Consider the following 23,651-nt stretch of genomic DNA (forward strand, 5'->3'; position numbering starts at 1 on the left):
GGTCACCAGAACTGATAGGGGGAGCTCCACGCAGCCCCCCGCCAAACCGCAACGGCGAGCCACATCACGAACGCGAGGGAAATCCCGACCGCCGCCGCAATATCGCGCGGCCTGCGCGACTCGACGAGGCAGTAGTGAAGGGTGAAGCCGACGCAGATCGCGCGCATCGCCACAAAATAGAACAACGCACGAGCGAAGGGAATGAAATCCCAAGTGTTGGCCACGGGTTGAAGTAGAGCCGCGATGAGGAAAGAGTTGTGATAGTACCGATATCCCATGTTCGCGTACCTTCGGCTCATCACTCCCGAGTATAGGATGATGGCGATGTCCACTGCGACCCAAAGATAAACGCCGAGATTCAGCGATGGGTTGAAATTCTGTTCGAACGCAAGATCAGCGCGAGATATATCCGTGTAGGACGAATAGCCCAGTATGTTGGCCGCGAACGTGAATGCGCCCACCACCTGTTCGAAGAATACGCCGACGGTCGCGTATGAGAAAGCCAGCGCAACGATCTGCGCGGACACCGGCGGGACGCGCAACCAGTAAAGGACCGCTCCGATTGGCAACATCATCAGCGCGCTACGGTGGAACAGGCCCCCGAAGACCACCCAAGCAAGGAAGACGATCCAACGCCTCTCGTTCAGCGCGGCGAGAGCCAGGAGGAGAGCGAAGAACGCTATCCCCTGTCGCACGATGTTGTTGAGATCCAGCAGCAGGAGCGCCACGCAGGCGAACACCACGAATGGCGATATGGTCGGCTTCTTCCGAAGCCACAGCGAGAAAAGCAAAATCTGCAGGAAGCTGCTCGCCACGATGATCGATCGATCGGGCAGTTGAAACAGCTTGAGAAGGTGGATTAGCGCCAGAAACCCCGGCTCGAAGGGGACATCGCCGGCGCGGTCGCCAAGAGAGGCGTACCGATAATAGTCAATATAGCCGAAGAAATCGCCGCCGACGTTGTAGCGGCCGCCGATGAGAACGGTGAATAATGCAACCGACAACAGAGCTGCGACCGTGCCGGTCTCCAGTCCGGGATCGCGACCCAAAGCCGCTTGGCGTGCGGGTTGCGCCCAGAACACGACAAGCGCGATCATCAGGCCAAAATAGACGGAATAAGCGAGTATCATCTCAGCGGCCCTTGGCCGTCGCGCAACGCCACCATGCCGAGCAGTCGTGAGTAATTGACGAGTGCGCGCAAGGGGAAGTGCCGCCACCAGGGCCTGCCCAACGCCGCGAGCCGGGAAAGTGGTGCTATTCGGCGACGATCCTCGGGCTCTGTCCGGATCGCGTAGTACCAGGCGGCGGCCAAGGCGAAGCCGATTTCGCGGGCCAGGGCGCCGCGGCCGGCACGCGTGATCGAGTCCGTCGCCGCGTGCGCGCCGAGCTTTTCCGCGATGATCAGCATGTCATCCAAATGCTTTTTGGGACGGGCCAGCGACATGATCGAACCGGGACGCAGGCGATAGCGATAACAGGTGTCTCTCAGACGAACGAGAGAGACTGCCCTTACCATGGCGATCGCGGAGAACAGAGCGTCCTCGTGATAGATACCCCTCTCAAAGCGAAGCTTTTCCTGTTCGATCAGATCGCGGGAGAAGGCATAGAACTGGACGGGACTCGGCGGGCGGCCCGATGTCATGAACCTGACCGGGTCTACATTCTGATCGTAGACAGCAAGATAGTCCGGACGGCCCAGGGTGTCGCCGATCGTGGCGAACTCGAAGGCGATGATGTCCGGGCGCAGCCGTTGTACGCATTGGGCCAGAACAGAGATCGCATCGGCGCAGATTTCGTCATCGCTGTCTATGAACCAGACATAGTCGCCGGTCGCCCGGTCCAGTCCGACGTTACGAGCCGCGCCGAGTCCCGCGTTGGTCTGACGAATGATCGTCACATTCGTCAATCCGGCGCAGCGCTCATCGACGATTGCCATGCTGTCGTCGGGTGACCCGTCGTCGATCACGATAAGCTCGCAGTACTCCACGAAACCCTCGGCCCCGATAATGCTGTCGAGGCAGTCGGCGATATAGGCCTCGACTCCGTAGACGGGGACGATCAACGAGAATTTCGGGTTATGGAGGTCAGCCACGCCAGGCAACCTTTCTGCGCCAGGCGAACGTCGTAACTTTCCGTTGGGCTCGCGCCGCCAGATCGCGCAAGCGCGCGAAAGGCAGGTCTGCCTCTGGTACGAGGGGAGCAGGATGCATCTCCCGCGCGTGCACGAGGCCCAACTGCTCCCCGATCAGGGTGGAGATGTCGAAATCCCGGATCAGCCTCTGCCGGGCCGTCACCAACGCGTCAAACCGGCGTTGATACAGCGCCTCGCCGTCCGCCAGGATGGCGTCGATGGTCCGCCGGACGCTGGCATAGTCGTCGATGTCGATCGCGATCGTCGCACCGGGAAAATAGCGCTCGATGTTCGGGCACCCCGCATAGATGGGGATCGCATACCCAAGGAGCGCATCCGCGATCTTCTCGGTCCAGAGATCGGGCACTGAGCAGTTCTCGATGCAAAGCTGAAAGCGGTACGGGAGGATGGCATCCTCCTTGTACTCCACAAAGTTGTGGGGGCGGCCGAAGAAGTCGATCCGGTCTGCATAATCACCGGCCAACCGATCGACGAGGGCGCGCCGTTTGATGTGCATCGGCAGATAGTTCAGGTTCGAGGTCACCGTCGACAGCATCAGCGACTTGGCCGGCGGGGCCAGGTCCGCCACTGCGCGGTGGTCATACCGGTAGGCGGTTCGGCTGGCGCTGTACCCGAAATGCCAGTTGTTGAAATGCTGCTGGTGAAACACAGCAGGCACCACGTCTGCCGGCGCTCCGGCGGAGAAGATCGTGTCAAATTGGCGCAGGAAGGCCGGCGAGTGGTTGCCAACTTCGGGGGGCTCGCCGGATATGAACACCAGCCCGCCCTCACGCACCTTGTAGGTCGCTTGCGACCGGAGCGTTTCGAACACAACCACCAGATCCCATTCCCGGTCCGAATCGCCGTTCTCGATGACGACGTAGCCATCGCGCGCAGGATCGAAATGCTGCGGGAACAGTGCGGCGCCGTGACAATGCAGGATGTTTACAGCGGGCAGGCCGGGGGTCATCGGGACTCTTTTCGAAGTGCAAGCGCGACCAGAAAGCGCGAGCGCAAAGCGCGAAGTTCCGGGCTGCGAAACTCGCACTCCATCCCCGAGAAAACCGATGCCCAGAAGAGCAGGGTGCTGTCGTTCCCCTCCACACGCCCGAAACTCGCCAAGGTCCGTAGCACCTGCTCAGGCGTCATGTCGCCGGTCGGAACGATGTACGCGCCCGCGTCCGCCAAGACCGTCGCTACAGCGGGAGACAACAGACGATGTTCCTCATTTGTCACTATGCCCACGCCGGCGCTGAGGCCCTTCAGCCTTGCATCCAGGTGGGCGAGGACAGCTTCCTCGGAGGCGAAGAAGTCTCCGAGACGGAGATGCATCCCGGTTTCGCCAGACGGGGAAGGCGCGACGCCCAGTTCCTCACGTAACCGAAGCAGTTCGTGCTGCAACGCTTGGTCGTCAAATTCGGCGTAGTCGGCCACGCGTTGGAAATAGCCATCGAGATAGGTCGTACCGAACAGCGCCACCATCTCGCGACGGAGCGTCAGCCGGGTCGCGATCTTTGGCAGGCGCAGCGAAGATATCAGTTGTGCCGGCCAGCTCGGCGGTGCGGCGCGCGCCAGTTCGTTGCTGCGCGCGAAGGCGTGTTTGTAACGAAGGTCGTGGGCTTCGTGCAGGGTCGCTCCCCGCGAGCGGGCGTACAGGCGCGAATAGAGCAGTTGGAAGAGCTGGTTCCCCAAGCCGCCATGGGTACGGACTATGACCTTCATCAGGCGCGGGCTTTCGCCGTGCACGTGGCTATTTCGACGCCGGTCGAAGCGGCCAGGCCGCCGGCCCTCATTTCCCTTGTCATGCGGATCATCGGGTCTTCGCTACGAGGTTGGTCATGGGCGGTGGGCCGGGATCCGGTCAAACTCGGGAGAGGCGGGAGGATTTCTGCTGTCCATCGACGACTATCGCCGCATTGTCCAGCCAGTGGGCCGATGCAGGTAGAAGTCACGCCGGCAAAGGAATGGCCGGGCCTCGTCGAGGGTCATTCCTCGCCGTTCGCAGCTGTCCGACCGGCGGGCGAGGTCTCCCTTCAGGCGCGCGTATGCCAGCGCCAGGCCGTGTCGACGATCGCTTCGAGACCATAGGCCGGACGCCAGTCCAGAAGCGTGGACGCTTTTCGATTGTCGGCCACCAGCGTTGGAGCGTCGCCGTCCCGGCGAGGGGCTTCGACGACATCGAACGGCCTGCCCGAGACGGTGCGGACAGCGTCGATCAATTCCCGGACCGTGGTGCCCCGGCCCGTGCCGAGATTGAAGGTGTCGGACCCGCCCCCGCCGAGCAGCCGGCCCACCGCCGCGACATGGGCGTCGGCGAGATCGAGGACGTGAACGAAATCGCGCACTGCGGTCCCGTCCCGTGTGTCGTAGTCCGTTCCGAAGAGGGTGAACAGCTGCCTCCCAAGCGCCGCGAAAATAGCGTTCGGGATGGCGTGCGTTTCGGGCTCGTGCTTCTCGCCGATCCGACCCTCCGGGTCAGCGCCGGCCGCGTTGAAATACCGCAGTCTGACGGAGGGAAAGCCGTTCCAGCGATCGAGATCGGCGAGCGCCTCCTCCACCATCAACTTGCTGCGCCCATAGGGACTCAGGGGGTTACAGGGATGGGATTCGACGAGGGGCAGCGATTGCGGCGTGCCGTAGACCGCACAGGTCGAGGAGAAGACGACCCCCCCGCAGCCGGCTCGCCGGGCGACGTCGAGCAGCGCCAGGCTGCCGCCTACGTTATTGTCATAGAAGCCCGCGGGGTCCTTGGTGGATTCCCCGACCTCGATCAGAGCGGCGAAATGCACGACCGCGGCCGGGCGATGCTGCGCGAAGACCGTCTCAAGCCGGGCCCGGTCGCGGATGTCGCCGACCTCCAGCGGTCCCCACTGGACGAAGTCGGCCCAGCCCCGGGCCAAGCTATCATAGACGACGGGTCGATATCCCGCCTCAGCCAGTCGAAGGCAGGTGTGAGAGCCGACGTACCCGGCACCGCCAGTGACCAGGATAACATCTCCGGACATAGTACAAACCCTTGTAAGTACGTAGAAATTTCGCCGCGCTCAAAGTTTGTGGAACGCGCGTCGCGATAAAATTGGCCGCCGAACTGCCGTGACGTCGTCACCTTGGGAGTGAGACTACGCGACGCTCAACGCTTGAATCGACCAGACCGACAGCCTGCGCCCCGGCATAAGGCCATCGTCCTCAATGCTCATGACTGGTTCCGGGAACCGGAACGGCGCACGACGCAGGTTCAATAGCCGGAAGTCGCCCGTCGCGATGTCGGCATTGAAGCCCGTCGCGACATCGGTCGTGGCGATCAGCCACCGGCGTTCTTTTCGGTTCAGGTTGGCGATCAATGCCTTGATATCGGCAAAGCTGAGGTGGAACAGGATTTCCCGACACAGCACCGTATCGGCATCCGGAAGGTCATCGACGACCGCGTCGAGACAACGAAACTCGTGGGTGGGAAGGAGATTGCGGTTGGCCTCGATCACCGATGGCACAATGTCGACGCCGATATAGTGGTCCAGCTCAAGCGTCTTGATCCATGTCAGGTCGCCGCAGCCGATATCCAGCAGCGTCCCGGCGTTCAGGGCCTTCAGCAAGTCGGGGAGTTTGCTGCGAATGGACTCCGTAACGGCCAGCGACGATCCGGGTCCGGAAAGAGGCTGCTCGCCTTCCCCCGCCTTCCACAGACCACGATCGTAAATGTCGGCGAACCGGTCCTCCCTGGCGGCGAGTTGCAGGTGCCCTCCAGGACGGCGCAACCCGATCCGGTAAAGGGCGTGACGTGCGATCTCTCTGACTGTGTTGATCACGTGGGCCATGCCCCCCTCTCCTGTAGCCGAACTCCGGCCGCAGCGCTAAACGGATCAGTCCCGGGCGGCAAGGCCAGTGGTTGTCTTCGGTCTTCAAGGGGGCCACACTGGCCCCGGCAAGTGCGTTGTAGTGCAGCCCTGCCGGGTCGCGAATCCTTGGGCCGGGGTTCGCTTCACTAAAACCTGGTCCCAAGCGCATGAGGACCGATGGACCTGTCGCCTTCCCGAGTGATCCGCGGATTGAAGAACCTCTATCGCCGCGAGGTGTTGAGGGACGGCCCGTTGTTGGAAGCCCGCCGCTTCTTTCGGGAGAATGGCGAGGCGAGGCGCCTGGATTATCCGCTCGGCCCTGAAAGCGTTGTTGTCGATCTGGGGGGGTATCGCGGCGACTTTGCCTGGGCCATCAACAGCCGTTATGGGTCAGTAGTCCACGCATTTGAGCCGATGCCCAAATTTGCGGCCGAGGCTCAGGCGAGGTTCGCGGGCAACGACAAGGTCCACATCCACTGCTTCGGGCTGGGAGCGGAGAATGGCGCGTTTGCTCTTAGTGATGATGGTCCAGCCTCAAGCTTTGTGGATCTTGGGAAAGCAAGCCGGCATCAGGTTTGTGAAATGCGCGCTGTAAATCAGACGCTCGATGCTCTCGGTATCGACCATATAGACTTGCTAAAAGTCAACATAGAGGGCGGCGAATACGATGTCATGCCTGCGCTCATAGCTGGCGGTCTGTTCCCAAGGATCAAGCATCTGCAAATCCAATTTCATACCGTCGGCGATTTTGAGCATGATCGGGACGCGATCCGAATTGAGCTTGAAAAAACGCACAGTGAACGTTGGTGCTATCGCTTTGTCTGGGAGAGTTGGTCTCTTAAGGACTGATTCAAAGCAATCCTGCGGGTTCGAGGGCGTTGCGCCTGGAAGCGAACGCCGCACGGTCCAAGTCTATGCGATCACGGGCTGCCCGGGTAATCAATGCCAGTAAAGTCGGCCCGCGGTGGGCTGATCATGGGTGCGTATGATGTCCTCACAGTCGGGACCGCTTCTACTAAGACCGCGACGCTTCGAGGATGAGCGAGGCTGGTTCATGGAGACCTATTCGGAAGCCGCGCTTTCGCGTGCGGGGGTGCACCACGCCTTCGTGCAGGACAACCACTCGTACTCCGCGATCGAGGGAACGATCAGAGGCATTCATTTCCAGCGTCCGCCGCATGCCCAGGCCAAGCTTGTAAGATGCGTGCGCGGATCGATCATGGATTATGCGGTTGACCTGAGACGGGGCTCGCCGACGTACGGGCGGCGCCTGTCTGCCCGGCTCACAGCTGACGGAGGCGAGCAGTTGTATGTGCCCATCGGCTTCGGCCACGCCTTCGTCACCCTCGAGCCGGACGTGGAAGTAGCCTACAAGGTCTCGGATGTGTATGCGCCGGCCTGTGAAGGCGGGATCATCTGGAACGATTCGGCGCTTGCCATTGACTGGCCTGTCCCGGCCCGCGGGCCCGTGCTCTCGAGCAAGGACGCGGTGCTCCCGACCCTCGCCGAGTTTGACAGTCCTTTTGAATACGATGGGGCGCCGCTTCCCCAGACTTGGGGTTAAGAACCTGCCATGCGCATCTTGATCACCGGCGGGGCCGGCTTCATCGGCTCGGCCCTGACGCGGCAGCTGATTTCACACACCGACCATGAGGTGTTGGTGTTCGACAAGCTGACCTATGCGGGGCTTTTGAGTTCCCTGGAAGTTGTAGCGTCCAGCAGCCGCTACAATTTCGTCCAGGCTGATATCTGCGACGCCGAGGCTGTCGCCGAGGTGTTGGCCGGCTTCCGACCTGAGGTGGTTGCTCATCTGGCCGCCGAGAGTCACGTTGACCGCTCGATCGACGGCCCGGCCGACTTTGTGCAGACGAATCTGGTTGGCACCTTCGTGATGCTGAACCAGACGTTGGGCTACTGGCGCACCCTGTCGGATGCCGACAGGGCGGCCTTCCGCTTTCATCACATTTCGACAGATGAAGTGTTCGGGTCGCTTGGCGACGACGGCTTCTTCACCGAAACCAGCCCGTACGATCCGCGCTCGCCGTATTCAGCCTCGAAGGCGGGATCCGACCATCTGGCGCGCGCCTGGCTCCACACCTATGGGCTGCCCGTGCTGGTGACCAACTGCTCGAACAACTACGGTCCCTATCACTTCCCGGAAAAGTTGATACCTCTGATCATTGTGCGGGCCCTGAACGGCGAGCAGTTGCCGGTCTATGGCGACGGTTCCAACGTGCGCGACTGGCTGTTTGTCGATGATCACGCCCGTGCTCTCCAGGCCGTGTTCGAACGGGGGGAACCGGGCCAGACCTACAACGTCGGCGGCAACGCCGAGCGCAAAAATATCGAAGTGGTGAAGACGGTCTGTTCGATCCTGGATCGTCTGCAACCTCGAGCGGACGGCAAGCCGTATGCAAATCAGATCGTTTTCGTGACTGATCGCCCCGGCCATGATCACCGCTACGCCATCGACGCCTCGAAGATCCGCGCCGATCTGGGGTGGAGCCCTTCGGTTACGTTTGAAGAAGGCGTCGCGCGCACCGTAGCCTGGTACTTGGAAAACCGGACCTGGTGGCAAGATATTCTCGACGCGCGCTATGCTACACAGCGCCTGGGCGTGGCGCATGGGTGATGCCATCCACATTCTGATCACCGGCGGCGCCGGCCAGCTCGGGCAGGAACTGGCGCGCCTCGACTGGCCGGCGGATACGGTTCTCCACGCTCCGGCCCGTGCCGAGCTGGACCTTGGCGATGTCGCGTCGGTAAGGGCGGCATTTGAGACAAGATCGTTTGCGGCGGTGATCAACTGCGGTGCGTACACGGCGGTCGATAGGGCAGAGACGGAAGTCGCCGCCGCATTCGCCGCCAACGCGCTTGGCCCCGCGATCCTTGCGGAGCTCACGCGGGAAACGGGCGCGCCCCTGATCCAACTTTCGACGGACTACGTGTTCGACGGCTCGGCGAACAAACCCTATGTCGAGGACGACGAACTGGGGCCCTTGAATGTCTATGGCGCCTCCAAACTCGCAGGAGAACTGGCCGTGCGCGCCGGCAACCCACGCTCGGTTGTGCTTCGAACCGCTTGGGTCTTGAGCGCGCATGGAGCGAATTTTCTCAAGACCATGTTGCGTCTGGCCGCCGACCGGCCCGTCTTGTCTGTGGTCGATGATCAGCACGGATGTCCGACTTCGGCTCGGGACATCGCTTCCGTCCTGAAGGCTGTCACGCTCCGCATGATCGCTGAGGACGACGCCCCCGCCGGGACCTACCATTTTGTGAACACCGGTGAGACCACATGGGCAGGTCTGGCGCGCGAAATCTTCGCCAATAGCACCGCGCACGGAGGCGTATCCGCCCAGGTTGATGGGATTGCTACGGTCGACTATTCGACGCCGGCCCGACGTCCGGCCAATTCGCGTCTCTCTACGGAAAAGTTGACACGTGACTATGGGATAACGCCGCGCGATTGGCGGTTGGCCGTCGCTGATATTGTCGCCGAGTATTGTGCTGGAAGGACTGTTGCATGAAGGGCATTATTCTCGCCGGGGGATCAGGCACCCGTTTGCATCCCATGACGCTGGTTACATCAAAGCAATTGATGCCCGTGTACGACAAGCCGATGATCTATTATCCACTGACGACTCTGATGCTGGCTGGCATCCGGGAAGTATTGGTAATTTCTACACCGCGCGACACTCCCAGCTTCCAGGAACTGCTGGGTGACGGTTCCCAATGGGGCATTGAAATCCAGTATGTTGTCCAGCCCAGTCCGGATGGGCTGGCGCAGGCCTTTGTTCTCGGCGCCGATTTTGTCGGAAACAACCAGTCGGCGTTGATACTCGGCGACAATATCTTTTACGGGCACGGTATTACGGGTCTGCTAGCCAAGGCGGCGACGCGTCGTGAAGGAGCGTCGGTTTTCGCCTACCAGGTCGCCGATCCAGAGCGTTACGGCGTTGTAGAATTTGACGAGGAGATGCGCGCCATCTCCATTGAGGAGAAGCCGGTTCTTCCCAAGTCCAACTGGGCGGTAACCGGTCTCTACTTCTATGACGCCGAGGTGATCGATATCGCGCGTGAACTCAAGCCGTCTTCTCGCGGAGAGCTTGAGATCACCGACGTCAATCGCGTCTACCTGGAGCGTGAAAAGCTTTCAGTGGAGATTCTGGGACGGGGTTTTGCCTGGTTGGATACGGGCACGCCTGACACCCTTCTGGAGGCGGCCGAGTTCGTCCGCACGCTTGAGAAGCGGCAAGGCTTCAGGATCGCATGTCCCGAGGAAGTCGCATTCGTGAACGGATTTATCGACGCCGCCCAACTCGCCCGGTTGGCGGATGCTCTCGGCAAGAGTTCCTATGGACAGTACCTTCGGTCCACAGTACTCGGCGGCTAAACACCGTTTTCTTCGGGGCTGAGGAAAAGATGAAAGAAGCGCACCTCAGCTCAAGCCAGCAAAACATGCCTGCGATCTGCGTCTCACAATGCGATCAAAGGATCGACCTCATTCAGGAATAGCTTTGTGCAACAAGCTGCGGACCGACTAGCCTTGGCTGAAACTCGGGGACGGACGCACCCCGGGGCATCCCCCCGTCGGAGGAGTGTGACAATATTTCTGGCGATGGGGGCGCTGGTTGTCAGTTTCGCGTTGATGCCCTTGGCCTATGGCTTGCTGACGTTCGGGCTCGCTTTCCCGAAATATCTGCAAGGTCCTCTGCTCGCGCATGTCTGGCTGAACTGCGGCGCGAACGCCCTGATCATGCTGGGCGCCCTGTTGCTGACCGGACGGCTCGACCGCAAGGTTGCGGCGGTATTGACCCTCATGCTCGTCGTGCACGGCGCTCTGGCGTTCCTGATCCTGATCACGCGGGGGCTCTATTCGAACCAGATCATGATGACCGCAGTGCCCGTCTCCGCGGTCCTGGGCATGGCGGTGATGTATGTGAAGCACAGGTCCACCAAGGTCCGGATCGCCTTGGTCGGGCCGGACGACGCGCCTGCCAGCCATGTCCGCGTGGGCTATGATCGCATCCGGGACCCCGGTGCTGACCTGCGGGACTATGACATCCTGTTGACGACCAGCGTCATTGACCTGTCCCCCGAATGGGCCCGGGTTTTGTCCCGGGCCATGATCGCGGGGAAGCCGGTGCGCCATGTGGCCGAATATGTCGAGGAAGAGCAGGGTCTCGTCTCCATCGATCATTTCGACCTGGATCATCTGCCGGCGACGGGGCTGACCTCATACCGGACCCGCAAGCGTCTGATAGATATCGCAATCGCGGTCGGCCTTCTGCCGATCGCGCTGCCCATCCTGGGGCTCGGCGCCTTGCTGGTCCTGGTTTCCATGGGGCGGCCCGTCCTGTTCGTGCAGCCCCGGGCGGGGTTGGGCGGCAAGGTGTTCAATATCTACAAGCTGCGGACGATGAAGCTTTCGGACGTGGCTCACGGCACCACGACGGTGAAGGGCGATCTGCGCATCACACCTGTCGGCGGGTTCCTCCGTCGGTTCCGCATCGATGAACTACCCCAGCTTCTGAACGTGCTGAAAGGCGACATGAGCATCATCGGCCCACGTCCGGAATGGACGCTGCTCAGCGAGAAATATTCCCGTGATCTGCCGACCTATGTCTATCGGCATTTGGTCCGGCCCGGAATCACGGGCTGGGCCCAGGTGAGGGGCGGATACGCCTCGGATCTCGCCGAAACGCGGACCAAGGTCGGGTACGACTTGTTCTACATCAAGAACCTGTCCTTCTCGCTCGACATGCAGATTCTGATACGGACGGTCTGGACACTGCTGACCGGCGGCGGCGTGCGCTGACTGAAGGCCCTCGGCGAGCGGGGGTGTCACCCGTCGCGCAGCCGGTTCAGCCGTCGCTCCGTGCCCTGATCAATTCAGCCAATCCGCCCGGGTCCGCCAGCGTCGACGTATCCCCCAGGCTCCCCACGTCCCCCTCGGCGATCTTCCTCAGGATCCGCCGCATGATCTTTCCCGACCGCGTCTTGGGCAGGCCCGGAGCCCAGTGGATCACGTCCGGGGCGGCGATCGGCCCGATCTCCTTCCTCACATGCGCGACCAGCGCCTTCTTCAGGTCCTCCGTCGGCTCGACGCCGGCGTTCAGCGTGACATAGGCGTAGATGCCCTGGCCCTTGATGTCGTGGGGGAAGCCGACCACCGCGGCCTCGGCCACGTCATCGTGGAGGACGAGGGCTGACTCGACCTCGGCGGTGCCCATCCGATGGCCCGAGACGTTGATGACGTCGTCGACCCGGCCGGTGATCCAGTAATAGCCGTCCTCGTCGCGCCGGCAGCCGTCGCCGGTGAAATACTTGCCGGGGTAGGCGCTGAAATAGGTATCGAAGAACCGCTGGTGGTCGCCCCAGACCGTGCGCATCTGGCCCGGCCAACTATCGGTGATGCACAGATTGCCCGAGGTCACGCCTTCGAGCACCCGGCCCTCCGCATCCACGAGTTCGAGCTCGACCCCGGGCAAGGGTTTCGTCGCCGAGCCAGGCTTCAGATCGGTCGCGCCGGGCAGGGGCGAAACCAGAATGCCGCCCGTCTCGGTCTGCCACCAGGTGTCGACGATCGGGCAGCGTCCCTCGCCAACGACCTCGTGATACCAGCGCCAGGCCTCCGGGTTGATCGGCTCGCCGACGCTGCCCAGCAGGCGCAGCGACTTGCGGCTGGTCGCCTTCACCGGATCGTCCCCCTCGCGCATCAGGGCCCGGAGCGCGGTCGGGGCGGTGTAGAAGATCTCGACCTGGTGCTTGTCCACCACCTGCCAGAAACGGCCGTGATCCGGATAGTTGGGCACGCCCTCGAACATCAGGGTCGTCGCGCCGTTGGCCAGCGGGCCGTAGACGCAATAGCTGTGGCCGGTGACCCAGCCCACATCGGCGGTGCACCAGAAGACCTCGCCGGGGCGGTAGTCGAACACCAGCTCATGCGTCCACGCCGCCCAGAACAGATAGCCGCCGGTGGTGTGCAGCACGCCCTTGGGTTTGCCCGTAGAACCCGAGGTGTAGAGGATGAACAGCGGGTCCTCCGCATTCATCGGCTCACACGGGCAGTCGTCGCTGACGCCGCGTTTGGCCTCGCCGTAGCGAACGTCGCGGCCCTCGACGATCGGAATGACGGCGTTGGTGTGGGAGACGATCAGGACGTGATCGACCGCCACCTTCTCGCAAGCGGCGTCGACATTGGCCTTCAGCGGCACCCGCTTGCCGCCGCGCAGGCCTTCGTCGGCGGTGATGACGACCCTGGACCCGCAGTCCTCGATCCGGCCGGCCAGGCTGTCGGGCGAGAAGCCGCCGAACACCACCGAATGCACCGCGCCGATGCGGGCGCAGGCCAGCATGGCCACCGCCGCCGCCGGGATCATCGGCAGGTACAGGGTGACGCGGTCGCCCTTTGCGACGCCGAGGCCCTTCAGCACATTGGCCATGCGGCAGACTTCGGCGTGCAATTCGCGATAGGTCAGGCCGCCCGACTGGGTCGGTTCGTCGCCTTCCCAGAGGATCGCGGTCTGGTCGCCCCGTTCCGCCAGATGGCGGTCGAGGCAGTTCCAGGCGACGTTCAGGACGCCGTCCTCGAACCAGCGAATGCGGAAATCGGCCTTGTCGAACGACACGTCCTTGATCCGGGTCGGCGGGATCGTCCAGTCGAGGCGACGGGCCTGCTCCCCCCAGAACGCGTCGGGCGTTTCCCGGGCGGTCGCGCGGGCGGCGTCATAGGCGGCGCGGTTCATGCGCGCGCGTTGCGACCATTCGGAGGAAACAGGGAAAAGATCGCGTTCAGCCACTGGAAGCTCCTCATCTGGCAGGTCGACAGCATTTGACGGCGGTGGGCGAAAATGAAAGACGCCAAATCCTGGGATCCCGGAACCAGCGTGTTGTCAGCCCGCGGTGCCGTGGGCATTACGTTTGGATTTCGTCAGGCGACGATCTGACATGGGAATATTGCGCCTGCTCCTGGCGATCTCCATTCTCTTCGCTCACACGGGCTGTCTTCGGCTACCGGATCACCGGCGGCTCGGTCCCCGTGCAGGCGTTCTTCATCATCTCCGGCTACCTTCCTTGCCTATCGGCGCCGGGACGGACCCGTGTCGGGGCCAATGTCGAGGTTTTGGATGGTCGTGCTGGCAGCCACCATGGTGATCCGGCCCGCTCGGTTTATCGCAAAACATATCGGTGTTCCGCCTGAAGTAACAACTACTCCTACCTCGCATTGATCGCGCTCTCGATACCGTCGCTTGTCGCTTGGTGTCGGGACAAGGCTGGGGGATGCAGGCTTGGGGCGAGTTGAGCTATCCACTGTACCCGTTCCACTGGCCCATCGTGGAATTGTATCGGGCATATCTTTGTCGAAGGTGCTCTTGCCGTGACGGTGAGGTCGTCACTTGTCTGCCCGTCACTCTGTTCGTCGCGTGGGCTGCGGTGATACTTCTCGAACGGCCGCTCCGAAGACTGCGGGATTGTGTTCGTTCGAGCAACTTCGTCCGGAAGGTCGCGACCACCGGCAGCCTGTGAGTCATCAAACAAAATAGGTGGCCGATATCTGCCAATCATCGCCCGTCAGGGTATTGGCGGGCATGTTCACGATGGCCGTGCCGCCAGGGGCGATTGAACCGGAGATCCTTTTGGACGTGTCGTTTGACGCCCCGAAAGCCGCAAAGCTCACCATGCTGTTGGCGGCGACGGGAAGCCCGGTTATGGCGGCGCCGTTGTTCGCCACGCCGCCCCTGAAAGATGCTGAAATGGTCACCTGCTGGCCCGTGCGAACATACTGCGCAGAGATGACCGAAGGGGCTCTTGTCCATCCCCTGAACCGCGGGGTCCACGGGCCGCCCGTAGTCGAGAAGCTGAAATCGGTAACGCTTTCGCAGCCAACGGCCAGCACCCCAGCCAAGTCAGCCCGGGAAAGCTTGCTGACGCAATTCACCATCTGGACCGCGGTCACGATGCCCGTGGCGCCGCCGTCGAAAGCCAACGGACGGTGGGGCTGGTTGCCGGCGCCCCGATCCGGGAAGCGAACACCGAATATGCTCACATTGTCGTTTGCCAGAATGCCGGTGCTGCATTTCGAGTTGGGTACGTTGATGAGGGCGACGTTGCTGATTTCCTTGATCTGGTTGATTTCGACACAGCTTCTGGAGGCAGGGGTCGCCGCGGATATGCCCTCAACGGAAAGGCCGTTGATTGTGGTGTATGCACCAGCGAAATAGCAGCAGCCGTCAGCGGTGACCGTTTCCCACTGGGAGGCGGCGGCATTGGAATGATAGGCCCATGCCCGGTTCCCGACGCCGGTTACCTCAAGGTTTGTGAAACGGTTGTAGATGATCTCCCGGGAACCCGTGATAAACCATCCGTAATCTTTCACGCTGCCGCTGATCGTGATGTTTCGAAACTTGTTCATATAGATCACGCCCTCCAACCACATTCCGCGCCTGCAGTTGAGGATGCGGAAATTATGGAAGTCGGAAACGCTGATTGCCGAATTGGTCCCTGTCGTCGTGATTTTGACGCCGTCGCAGATCGCCGCACCGCCGTTGCACGTGATGCTGAAGTCGCCGAGCGTCATTCCGATGATGCTGGCGTTGTCGCCGCAAGCTATCAGCATCGCAGGGACGACTGCTGCGGAGACGACGTAAAACCGGGTGCGCGCAGGTCCGTCGCCGTGGAAAATGACGTCGTCGGTGAACCTCAGGGTGTCGCTGATCTTGTAGTTCCCGGAGGGTGCATAAATTGCGGCCCCCGAGGAGAGGCCATAATCGATCGCGGCCTGGATGGCGGAGGTGTCATCGGCAACCCCGTCGCCGAGCGCGCCGAAGTCCTTGACCGAGACGGTTTCACGCGTCTTTTCCTGGAGTGACCGGGTGACCGCGTCCGGTCCGGCAGCCGTGAAATTCACATTGGCGGCGAGGTCCGCGCCGATAGCGGTGCGGAGTTCCGCGGCGTTTCCGCCGATGTTTCCACCGTCAACGTTCAGCTTGTGGGCGATGGATGGGGCTGCGGGAGCATTCGATGCGATGTCCTCGATCTCGGCAAGCGCGGCGCGGGCGCTATCGCGTGCATTCTGGGCCAAGGTCCGGTCGGCCGCCGTCTGCGCCTGGGCCCGGGTGCTAGCCAGAGGCGCAACGAGCGCAAGCCCGCTGACGGCCACCAGGGACCGGCGGGTCACATCGTCAACCTTGCTGTCAGCCATCCTGGTTGTTCCTGCGTGTTGATGGAGGCTCACCTGAAAGGGGGGGGCTGTCCGCCGAAGATGCGCAGACGTTAGATCGGAATAGCAGATTTGGCGGTCGCGGCGGGAGGCCCCTCAACGGTCTTTTTCCTGATTCAGGTCCGACCGTCGAAAGTGGTTCACCGTCACTTCCCTACGCATGCAAATCCACATCCTTCCGGTCCCGGACGAACAGGAAGCCGACCACAACAGTGACCAGCGCCACCACGACCGGATACCACAGGCCGTAGTAGATATTGCCCGTGGCCGCGACCATGGCGAAGGCCGTGGTCGGCAGGAAGCCGCCGAACCAGCCGTTGCCGATGTGATAGGGCAGGGACATGGAGGTGTAGCGGATGTTGGTCGGGAACATCTCCACCAGCGCCGCCGCGATCGGCCCGTAGACCATGGTCACATAGAGGACGAGCAGGAACAGGATGGCGACGACGACGGGCTTGTCGACCAGGGCGCTGTCCGCCCTGGCCGGATAGCCGGCGGTCGCGAGGGCGGCGCCGAGGCCGGCCTCGAACGCTGTCTTGCGGGCTGTGAACTCGTCGCGGCTGATGGCGTCGCCGGGGATTGAGGCGAACCGGACATCCTCGGCGATGACGCTGTGGAAGCTGGTCACGACGGCGTCGCCGATCCGGACCTCCGCCACGGCCCCTGCCGGGGCGGCCACGTTGGCGTAGGTGACGCCGGCCCTGGCCAGGTACGACTTGGCGAGATCGCAGGAACTGTCGAACACCGTCTTGCCCACGGGATCGAACTGCAGGGCGCAGTCGGCGGGATCCGCATGGACGCTGACCGGCGCGCTCGCCGTGGCGGCGGCCAGCTGCGGATTGGCGGCCTGGGTCAGGGCGTGGAACAGCGGGAAATAGGTCAGGGCGGCCAGCAGGCAGCCGGCCAGGATGATCGGCTTGCGCCCCACCTTGTCCGACAACCAGCCCCAGAAGACGAAGAAGGGCGTGGCCAGAAGCAGGGCCGTGGCGATCAGGATGTTGGCCAGCGGCCCATCGACCTTCAGCGTCTTCTCAAGGAAGAACAGGGCGTAGAACTGGCCGGTGTACCAGACCACCGCCTGACCCGCCGTCAGCCCGACCAGCGCCAGCAGCACCAGTTTCAGGTTCGGCCACTTCGCGAAACTGTCCTTCAGCGGCGTGCGCGATCCTCGCCCCTCGGCCTTCATGCGGGCGAAGGCCGGGCTCTCGGCCAGCTTCAGCCGGATCCACAGCGACACGCCCAGCAGCAGGATCGAGACGAGGAAGGGAATCCGCCAGCCCCAGTCCTTGAACGCCTCCTCGCCGACGGCGGTGCGCACGCCCAGGATGACCAGCAGGCTCAGCATCAGGCCCGCGGTGGCGGTGATCTGGATGAAGGAGGTGTAGAAGCCGCGCTTTCCGGGCGGCGCATGTTCGGCGACATAGGTGGCCGCCCCGCCGTATTCTCCGCCCAGGGCCAGACCCTGCACCAGCCGCATGACGATCAGGATCGCCGGGGCCGCCACGCCGATGGCGGCGTAGGACGGCAGCAAGCCGACGACAAAGGTCGACAGACCCATCAGCAGCATGGTCACAAGAAAGGTGTTCTTGCGTCCCCACAGATCGCCCAGCCGGCCGAAGAAGATGGCCCCGAACGGCCGCACCGCGAACCCGGCGGCGAAGGCCATCAGGGCGAAGATGAAGCCGGTGGTCTCGTTCACCCCCGAAAAGAACTGGGCCGTGATGATCGCCGCCAGAGAGCCGTACAGATAGAAGTCGTACCACTCGATCACGGTCCCGACCGACGAGGCCAGTATGACCAGTCGGTCGCTGCGGTCGACGGTGTGTTCGGCGGCCTCGGTCATGCGTCCTCCCCAAGGGTGCGGGAGGAACCTGAACGGCGAAACCGGCGGTGTCGAGAGCCCGCCATTCCCGTGCGTCCCCGCGAAGGCGGGGATGACCGGACTGATCTGTCAGCGCGTCTCGATCAGATCCTCCATATCGGCCTGGACGCTTTCGGCGGTGGGCCGACGGCCGGCGCCGCGACCGGTCGCGGTGAAGATGCGGCCGTCGGCCAAGGTGACCCGCAGGGCGTTGGCCTCGTCGGGCAGGGCCGCGAACAGGGCGTCGCCGTCCACGGTCTCGAAGGCCACGCCTGTCTGACCCGAAGCCACGTCCAGCCGCGCCATCTGGCGCACGCGGCCGACGGGCAGGACGGCGTCGGCGGACAGGGTCTGGCGCGCGACAGCCTCGATCCGCAGTGAGCGACCCAGCCCCTCATGGGCGAGGATGGCCAGTTTGGCGGCGGCGTCCAGCCCCGTCAGGTCGGCGGTCGGGTCTTCCTCCGCGAAGCCGGCGTCGCGGGCGGCCGTCAGGGCGTCGTCGAAGGCGCCGCCCTCGGCCAGCCGGTTGAGGATGAAGTTGCAGGTGCCGTTCAGCACCGCCTCGATGCGGACGATGTCGCCCTGCAAGGCCGCACGGCGCACGGTCTCGATCAGGGGCGCCCCGCCGCCGACGCTGGCGGAATACAGCAGGCGCGCGCCGGCGCTTCCGGCCAGCGCCGTCAGGCCGGGCAGATCGCCCCCGATCGCCTGCTTGTTGGCGCTGACCACGTCCACGCCCCGCGACAGGGCCGCGCGGATCAGGGCCAGGCCGGTCGAGGCGTCCGAGATGGCCTCGACCACCACATCGGGCTCGCGCGCCAGCAGGGCGGCGGGGTCCGACAACGCCAGACCCTGCGGTATGGCCACGTCGCGCGCCTTGCCGGGATCGCGGACCAGGACGCCGACGACCTCAAAGCGAGGATCGGCCAGCAGGCGCGGCAGCACGCCGCCGCCGACGACGCCGCAGCCGGCCAGCGCAACGCGGAGGCGCCGGGAGCGAGCCGGGCGCGGACGTACGACGGCGATCCCGGGGCCGGGGACGATGGTGACGCCCTCGTGCAGCAGGGCGTCGCCGGGCGCCGCCCTGACGGCGGTCACGCCGATCGCGTCCAGCGCTTCGGCCAGAATGGCCGAGGCGTCCGCCCTGCCGCAGGCGACGGCGACCACCCGGCGGCCGCGCCGGACCTGACGGTACACGGCGGAGGCCGCTTCGACGGGGTCGGCGAGGTCGAGCTGCAGCAGGGCCACCGGCTCGTCGGCGACGGGGGCGGAGACGTCGTCGGCGGCCGGGATTCGGGCGAGGGGAAGGGCGGTCATGTCAGATCCCTCAGGCGGCTTCGGCGGCGAACGGGGCCGTGGCGGGAACGAGGGCGAGGGCGGCGGACAGGTCGGCCAGCAGGTCCTCGGGATGCTCCAGTCCGATGGACAAACGCAGCAGGCCGTCGGTGATGCCGGCGGTCTCCCGCGCCTCCGGCGTCATGGCCGCATGGGTCATCAGGGCCGGGTGGGCGATCAGGCTTTCGACGCCGCCGAGGGACTCGGCGAGAGTGAAGACTTCCAGCCCGTCGACGAAGGTGCGGACGGCCTGGATATCGTGCAGTTCGAAGCTCAGCATGGCGCCGAAACCCGCCTGTTGCCGCGCCGCGACGGCGTGGCCCGGATGGGTCTTCAGGCCGGGATAGTGGACGGCCTTGACCGCCGGCTGCGCATCCAGCCAATCGGCGACGCGGCCGGCGGTGGCCTGCTGCCGCTCGACGCGGGCGAACAGGGTGCGCACGCCGCGCAGGGTCAGGTACGCGTCAAAGGGCGAGCCCGTGACGCCCAGACAGTTGGCCCACCAGGTCAGCCGCTCCAGATCGGCCGGATCCTTCGCCACCACGCAGCCGCCGACCACGTCTGAATGGCCGTTGATGTATTTGGTCGTCGAATGGATCACCAGATCGGCGCCGAGGGCGATGGGCTGCTGCAGGGCGGGCGACAGGAAGGTGTTGTCCACCGCCGCCTTGCAGCCGACGGCATGGGCGCGCGCGCAGATATCGGCCACGTCCACCACCCTCATCAGCGGATTGGACGGGGTCTCGATCAGGATCAGTTTCGGCTTCAGGGCGAGGGCGGCGTCCAGCGCCGCGCGGTCGTTCTGATCGACGAACTGCACGTCGAAATGGCCGCGCCTGGCGCGGGCGCAGAGCAGCCGGTGGGTGCCGCCGTACAGGTCGTGAGGGGCGATCAGCAGGTCGCCGGGCTCCAGCGAGAACAGCGCCAGATCGACCGCCGCCATGCCGGTGGCGGTGATCACCGCGCCACAGCCGCCTTCCAGTTTCGCCAGGGTCTCGCCCAGCACGTCGCGGGTCGGATTGCCCGAGCGCGTGTAGTCGTAGCGGCGTTTTCCGTCGAGGCCGTCGAAGCTGTAGTTCGACGACAGATAGATGGGCGGCATCACCGCGCCGTGCGCCGGGTCGCTGTTCACGCCGTGACGCGCGGCGGTCGTACAGGGGCGGGCTTGAGCAGGGGCGGTCATGCGGCGATCTCGCTGGGCTGGGAGGCGGTGAGGGAGGAGAGGACGTCGTGCAGGGCGCGGCCGATCAGCTCGCGCTCCTTCAGGAAGGCGTCGTGGCCGAAGATCGAGGGGGCCTCGATCAGGCGGCGCAGGTTCGGGGCGCGGGCGGCCAGTTCGCGGCTGTCCGCGATCGGCACCAGCGCATCCGAGGTGAAGCCGACGACGGTCAGGGGGCAGCGCACGGCCGCGGGATCGACGCGGTGGCGATCAAGGGAGTCCGACAGGCTGATCCAGCGCCCGGCGCTGGTCGCGTCGGCGTAACCGGCGCCGCGGGCGATCAGATAGTCGCAGACCGGATAGGCCGCGCCGGCCTCGGCCGGCGGCGTCGGACTGAAGCGCAGGGCGAATTCGTCGGCGGTCCGATAGGTGGTCATGGCCAGCTGGCGGGCCAGGGCGATCCCCTCCGCCTCGCGGCCGCAGTCGCGGGCGAAGGCCAGAAGGCGGCGCTGCACCCCCCGCCAGGCGGTCGCCGCCGGATGGGCGCGGTGGGCGGCCGAGATCACGGCCAGCTCGCCGAGGCGCTCAGGGAAGGCGGCGGCGAAGGCCAGGCCGACACAGCCTCCGTACGAGGCGCCGATGAAGGCGTCGATACGCGGCTCGTCCAGCGCATCCAGCAGCAGGCCGAGCAGCCGCGCCTGATCGGCGGTGGTGATGGTGACGCCCGGCTCGTCCCGGCCGGGCAGGAGGTCGAAGGCCAGAACGCGGACGCGATCCGGATCGATCGGTCCGCCCGTCCTGACCGCCCATGGCCACCAGCGCGTCGGGAACCGGCCGCTGGATATCCCGCCGGCGACCACGACCAGCGGGCCGTCGGGGGCCCCGTGAACCCGCCCCACGACTTGCGTGGCCGTCAGCGCCTCGCCCGACTCCAGACGGAAGTCGCCCGGGATGGGGGCATGGACATCCCGCCCCGGCGCGTCTTCGATGGTTGCAGTGGTGGACGCCACGGTCCGCTCCGGTCTCGCTCAGCGAAACCGATGGGGCGAACCAATTCCTTGCGTGACAGACCCGTGAAGTCAGCCGGCTCCCGGACGTGAGGGCGCCGTCGCTTCACTCATCTCTCGCGGCTTCCGAAGAGGCCTCGCAGGAGTTGGCACCATCTCCAGGATCGGGTGGATCCTGGTAGGTTGCCCCGGCGTCAAAGGGCCTATCCCTCAGCCGGTCTTGATGAGCGCCCTTACGTTGGCGGACACTTCATCAGGCGTCAATCCCCTTGTTGCGGGTGCGAAGAACGCGCCTCCCAAGATTTCATTCGAGTTGAATTCCATATTGGCATGGCGCGACCGTTTCCGCTCCACTCTGGACAACAGAGGGTGCTCCAGCCTACCTAGGCACGGCTCGCTAACCCGTCCAGGAATGGGGTGAGGTGAGCAGCATCCCAGGATCATAGTTTTACCCATGCGACTTTTCCTCTTGTTCCTTGCTGCTGCAGGTCTGGCCGGATGCGGGACGCAGGGTCCGGCCAGTTTTAGTTCGGCTGGAACCATCGATCCGCAGCAGTTCATGGCCGCTTCATCGGGGGCGGAGGCAAGCGCTTATCGCATCGGTCCTTCCGACAAGCTTGCCTTGACTGTATTCCAGGTCGAAGAACTCTCGTTTGCGGAGATTTTTGTCGATGCTTCCGGGAAGCTGCAGCTGCCGTTGCTGGGGTCGGTCCAGGCAGCCGGACTGACACCGGCCGAGCTATCCGCGGATCTTGAGAGAAGGCTGGGGGAGAGATATCTTCGAAATCCCCAGGTGTCCGTCTCGGTTTCCGAAGCGGCCAGCCAAAAAATCACTGTTGATGGCGCGGTGGTGAAACCCGGCGTCTATGAGATGCGGGGGCGCACGACCCTGTTGCAGGCAGTCGCCATGGCGGAGGGCGGCACCCGGGTCGCCGACCTGAAAAAGGTCGCCGTTTTCAGATCGGTCGGGGGACGGCCAATGATCGCGGTGTTCGATCTGGCCGCCATCCGCCGCGGTCAGGCTCCGGATCCAGTCGTCCTCGGCGACGATATCGTTGTCGTTGATACGTCTCGCCTCAACGCAAGGTACCGGGACATCATTGAGCTTCTGCCGGGAATGGCCATCTTCGCCTATCTGTGAGGACGACCACCGGGATTCTGGTGGACGAGGCGTCCTCCTCGGAGGACGCCATCCCTTCTAACACCACGACGACCCTGCGCCGCCGGAGCATCGTCGGGCGCCATCATCGACATCCGGGGTCAGACGGGCTGGCGCGCGACGTTCGGCGACCCGGCCGCCTTGAGATGGCCGATACGAGATCGGCCCGGCCGAAAAGCACCTCTCGAGCGGCCCGCTGTGCCTCGAAAATCGACCTGATCCGTGCAATTGCCCGTGCATGAGCGGCGTTCCTCGGGGCCAGGTGACGGTTAGCAGCCCGCCGGCCCGCGCGTCCGGCGGCCGGGCCGGATCCGTCGCTTCAACATGACATGAACTGCTGACTGGTCATAACCGTCAAACCTCGCTCCAGCCTCCCGCCAGCGCCTTGAACAGGGCGATCTGGTAGGTGGTGACGAGGGCGTCCGAGGCCGCGAGCTGGGCGTCCGCCGAGGCCAGGGTCCGCTCGGCGTCGAGCACCGTCAGGAAGCTGTCGGCGCCGGCGTCGAAACGCAGGCGCGACAGGCGGGCGGCGTTGGCGGCCTGATCCCGCGCCGCCTGCAGGGCCGAGCGCCGGTCCAGCTCATTGGCGTAGTTGGCCAGGGCCGTCTCGGTTTCCTGCAACGCCACGAGCACCGCCTGGTCGAAGGTGGCGAGCGCGGCGTCCGAGCCGGCCGAAGCCTGTTCGATCCGCGCACGGGCGGCGAAGATGTTGGGGAAGGACCAGCTGATCAGCGGCCCGACGCTGAATCGGAAGCTTGAATCATTGGACAGATCGCCCGCGTCCAGCGCCGTCGATCCCACCGATCCGCCCAGGGTGATCCGCGGATAGAGATCCGCCGTGGCCACGTTCACCCGCGCCGCGGCGGCCGCCAGATCGCGCTCGGCCCGGCGAACGTCGGGTCGCCGCGCCAGCAGCTGGGCGCCGTCGCCGATCGGGATGGGCC

Annotated in this window: 20 protein-coding genes and 1 riboswitch; of the genes, 7 read left to right on the forward strand and 13 right to left on the reverse strand. The window is 64.2% G+C overall.

Annotation, left to right across the window (positions count from 1 at the left end; all coding sequences use genetic code 11):
* Positions 1–2 precede the first annotated feature (2 nt).
* The 6 genes from VN378_RS16525 to VN378_RS16550 form a co-directional block, all read right to left on the reverse strand.
* Positions 3–1,130, reverse strand: coding sequence for an EpsG family protein (locus tag VN378_RS16525; RefSeq protein ID WP_325744651.1), 1,128 nt, complete (start codon positions 1,128–1,130; stop codon positions 3–5).
* Positions 1,127–2,092 (reverse strand): glycosyltransferase family 2 protein, encoded by a 966-nt coding sequence (locus VN378_RS16530; RefSeq protein WP_325744652.1) that lies wholly within the window; start codon positions 2,090–2,092, stop codon positions 1,127–1,129. Before VN378_RS16530 ends, VN378_RS16525 begins: the two co-directional genes overlap by 4 nt.
* Entirely contained in the window at positions 2,085–3,101 is a 1,017-nt protein-coding gene (locus tag VN378_RS16535) for a glycosyltransferase family 10 domain-containing protein (RefSeq protein WP_325744653.1), read from the reverse strand. Before VN378_RS16535 ends, VN378_RS16530 begins: the two co-directional genes overlap by 8 nt.
* A complete protein-coding gene (locus tag VN378_RS16540; RefSeq protein ID WP_325744654.1) occupies positions 3,098–3,877 on the reverse strand; it encodes a hypothetical protein in 780 nt (259 codons plus the stop codon). The genes VN378_RS16535 and VN378_RS16540 overlap by 4 nt, the downstream gene beginning before the upstream one ends.
* Before the next feature lie 287 nt (positions 3,878–4,164).
* Positions 4,165–5,136 (reverse strand): UDP-glucose 4-epimerase GalE, encoded by a 972-nt coding sequence (gene galE / locus VN378_RS16545; protein WP_325744655.1) that lies wholly within the window; start codon positions 5,134–5,136, stop codon positions 4,165–4,167.
* 114 nt (positions 5,137–5,250) lie between these two features.
* On the reverse strand, positions 5,251–5,943 hold the full coding sequence (locus tag VN378_RS16550; protein ID WP_325744656.1) for a class I SAM-dependent methyltransferase: 693 nt from the start codon (positions 5,941–5,943) through the stop codon (positions 5,251–5,253).
* 198 nt (positions 5,944–6,141) lie between these two features.
* Between VN378_RS16550 and VN378_RS16555 the strand changes: the two genes are divergently transcribed.
* The 6 genes from VN378_RS16555 (at position 6,142) to VN378_RS16580 (ending at position 11,782) form a co-directional block, all read left to right on the forward strand.
* Positions 6,142–6,813 (forward strand): FkbM family methyltransferase, encoded by a 672-nt coding sequence (locus VN378_RS16555; protein ID WP_325744657.1) that lies wholly within the window; start codon positions 6,142–6,144, stop codon positions 6,811–6,813.
* A 139-nt stretch (positions 6,814–6,952) separates the two neighbouring features.
* Positions 6,953–7,528, forward strand: a complete 576-nt coding sequence (rfbC, locus tag VN378_RS16560) for a dTDP-4-dehydrorhamnose 3,5-epimerase (protein WP_325744672.1) — start codon at positions 6,953–6,955, stop codon at positions 7,526–7,528.
* Positions 7,529–7,537: 9 nt separating this feature from the next.
* Positions 7,538–8,596, forward strand: coding sequence for a dTDP-glucose 4,6-dehydratase (gene rfbB, locus VN378_RS16565; RefSeq protein ID WP_325744658.1), 1,059 nt, complete (start codon positions 7,538–7,540; stop codon positions 8,594–8,596).
* Entirely contained in the window at positions 8,589–9,491 is a 903-nt protein-coding gene (rfbD, locus tag VN378_RS16570; RefSeq protein WP_325744659.1) for a dTDP-4-dehydrorhamnose reductase, read from the forward strand. The genes rfbB and rfbD overlap by 8 nt, the downstream gene beginning before the upstream one ends.
* The gene (gene rfbA / locus VN378_RS16575) at positions 9,488–10,357 is read left to right on the forward strand and encodes a glucose-1-phosphate thymidylyltransferase RfbA (RefSeq protein WP_325744660.1); all 870 of its coding nucleotides are present in this window, start codon (positions 9,488–9,490) and stop codon (positions 10,355–10,357) included. The genes rfbD and rfbA overlap by 4 nt, the downstream gene beginning before the upstream one ends.
* Before the next feature lie 126 nt (positions 10,358–10,483).
* Positions 10,484–11,782, forward strand: coding sequence for a sugar transferase (locus tag VN378_RS16580; protein ID WP_325744661.1), 1,299 nt, complete (start codon positions 10,484–10,486; stop codon positions 11,780–11,782).
* Positions 11,783–11,828: 46 nt separating this feature from the next.
* On the opposite strand, the gene acs is transcribed toward VN378_RS16580, so the two are convergent.
* From acs to metX, 6 genes are all read right to left on the reverse strand, one after another.
* Positions 11,829–13,712 carry an acetate--CoA ligase gene (gene acs, locus VN378_RS16585; protein ID WP_414642272.1) on the reverse strand — a complete coding sequence of 628 codons (1,884 nt, stop codon included), beginning with the start codon at positions 13,710–13,712 and terminating at the stop codon, positions 11,829–11,831.
* 785 nt (positions 13,713–14,497) lie between these two features.
* Positions 14,498–16,168, reverse strand: coding sequence for a glycosyl hydrolase family 28-related protein (locus VN378_RS16590; RefSeq protein WP_325744663.1), 1,671 nt, complete (start codon positions 16,166–16,168; stop codon positions 14,498–14,500).
* 172 nt (positions 16,169–16,340) lie between these two features.
* Entirely contained in the window at positions 16,341–18,029 is a 1,689-nt protein-coding gene (locus tag VN378_RS16595) for an MFS transporter (RefSeq protein WP_325744664.1), read from the reverse strand.
* A 108-nt stretch (positions 18,030–18,137) separates the two neighbouring features.
* Positions 18,138–19,364: a homoserine dehydrogenase gene (locus VN378_RS16600; RefSeq protein ID WP_325744665.1), complete on the reverse strand. Its 1,227-nt coding sequence runs from the start codon at positions 19,362–19,364 to the stop codon at positions 18,138–18,140.
* A gap of 10 nt (positions 19,365–19,374) precedes the next feature.
* Positions 19,375–20,565, reverse strand: a complete 1,191-nt coding sequence (gene metB, locus VN378_RS16605) for a cystathionine gamma-synthase (RefSeq protein WP_325744666.1) — start codon at positions 20,563–20,565, stop codon at positions 19,375–19,377.
* The gene (gene metX / locus VN378_RS16610; RefSeq protein ID WP_325744667.1) at positions 20,562–21,551 is read right to left on the reverse strand and encodes a homoserine O-succinyltransferase MetX; all 990 of its coding nucleotides are present in this window, start codon (positions 21,549–21,551) and stop codon (positions 20,562–20,564) included. Before metX ends, metB begins: the two co-directional genes overlap by 4 nt.
* A 104-nt stretch (positions 21,552–21,655) precedes the next feature.
* A riboswitch (SAM riboswitch) is annotated at positions 21,656–21,778 on the reverse strand.
* A 224-nt stretch (positions 21,779–22,002) separates the two neighbouring features.
* Here metX and VN378_RS16615 point away from each other — a divergent pair.
* Positions 22,003–22,689, forward strand: a complete 687-nt coding sequence (locus tag VN378_RS16615; RefSeq protein ID WP_325744668.1) for a polysaccharide biosynthesis/export family protein — start codon at positions 22,003–22,005, stop codon at positions 22,687–22,689.
* A 372-nt stretch (positions 22,690–23,061) separates the two neighbouring features.
* Here the strand turns inward: VN378_RS16615 and VN378_RS16620 are convergent.
* On the reverse strand, positions 23,062–23,651 hold a 590-nt coding region (locus VN378_RS16620), incomplete at its 5' end, for a TolC family protein (protein WP_325744669.1).

The organism is Brevundimonas sp. (assembly GCF_035561115.1).
Classification (GTDB): domain Bacteria; phylum Pseudomonadota; class Alphaproteobacteria; order Caulobacterales; family Caulobacteraceae; genus Brevundimonas.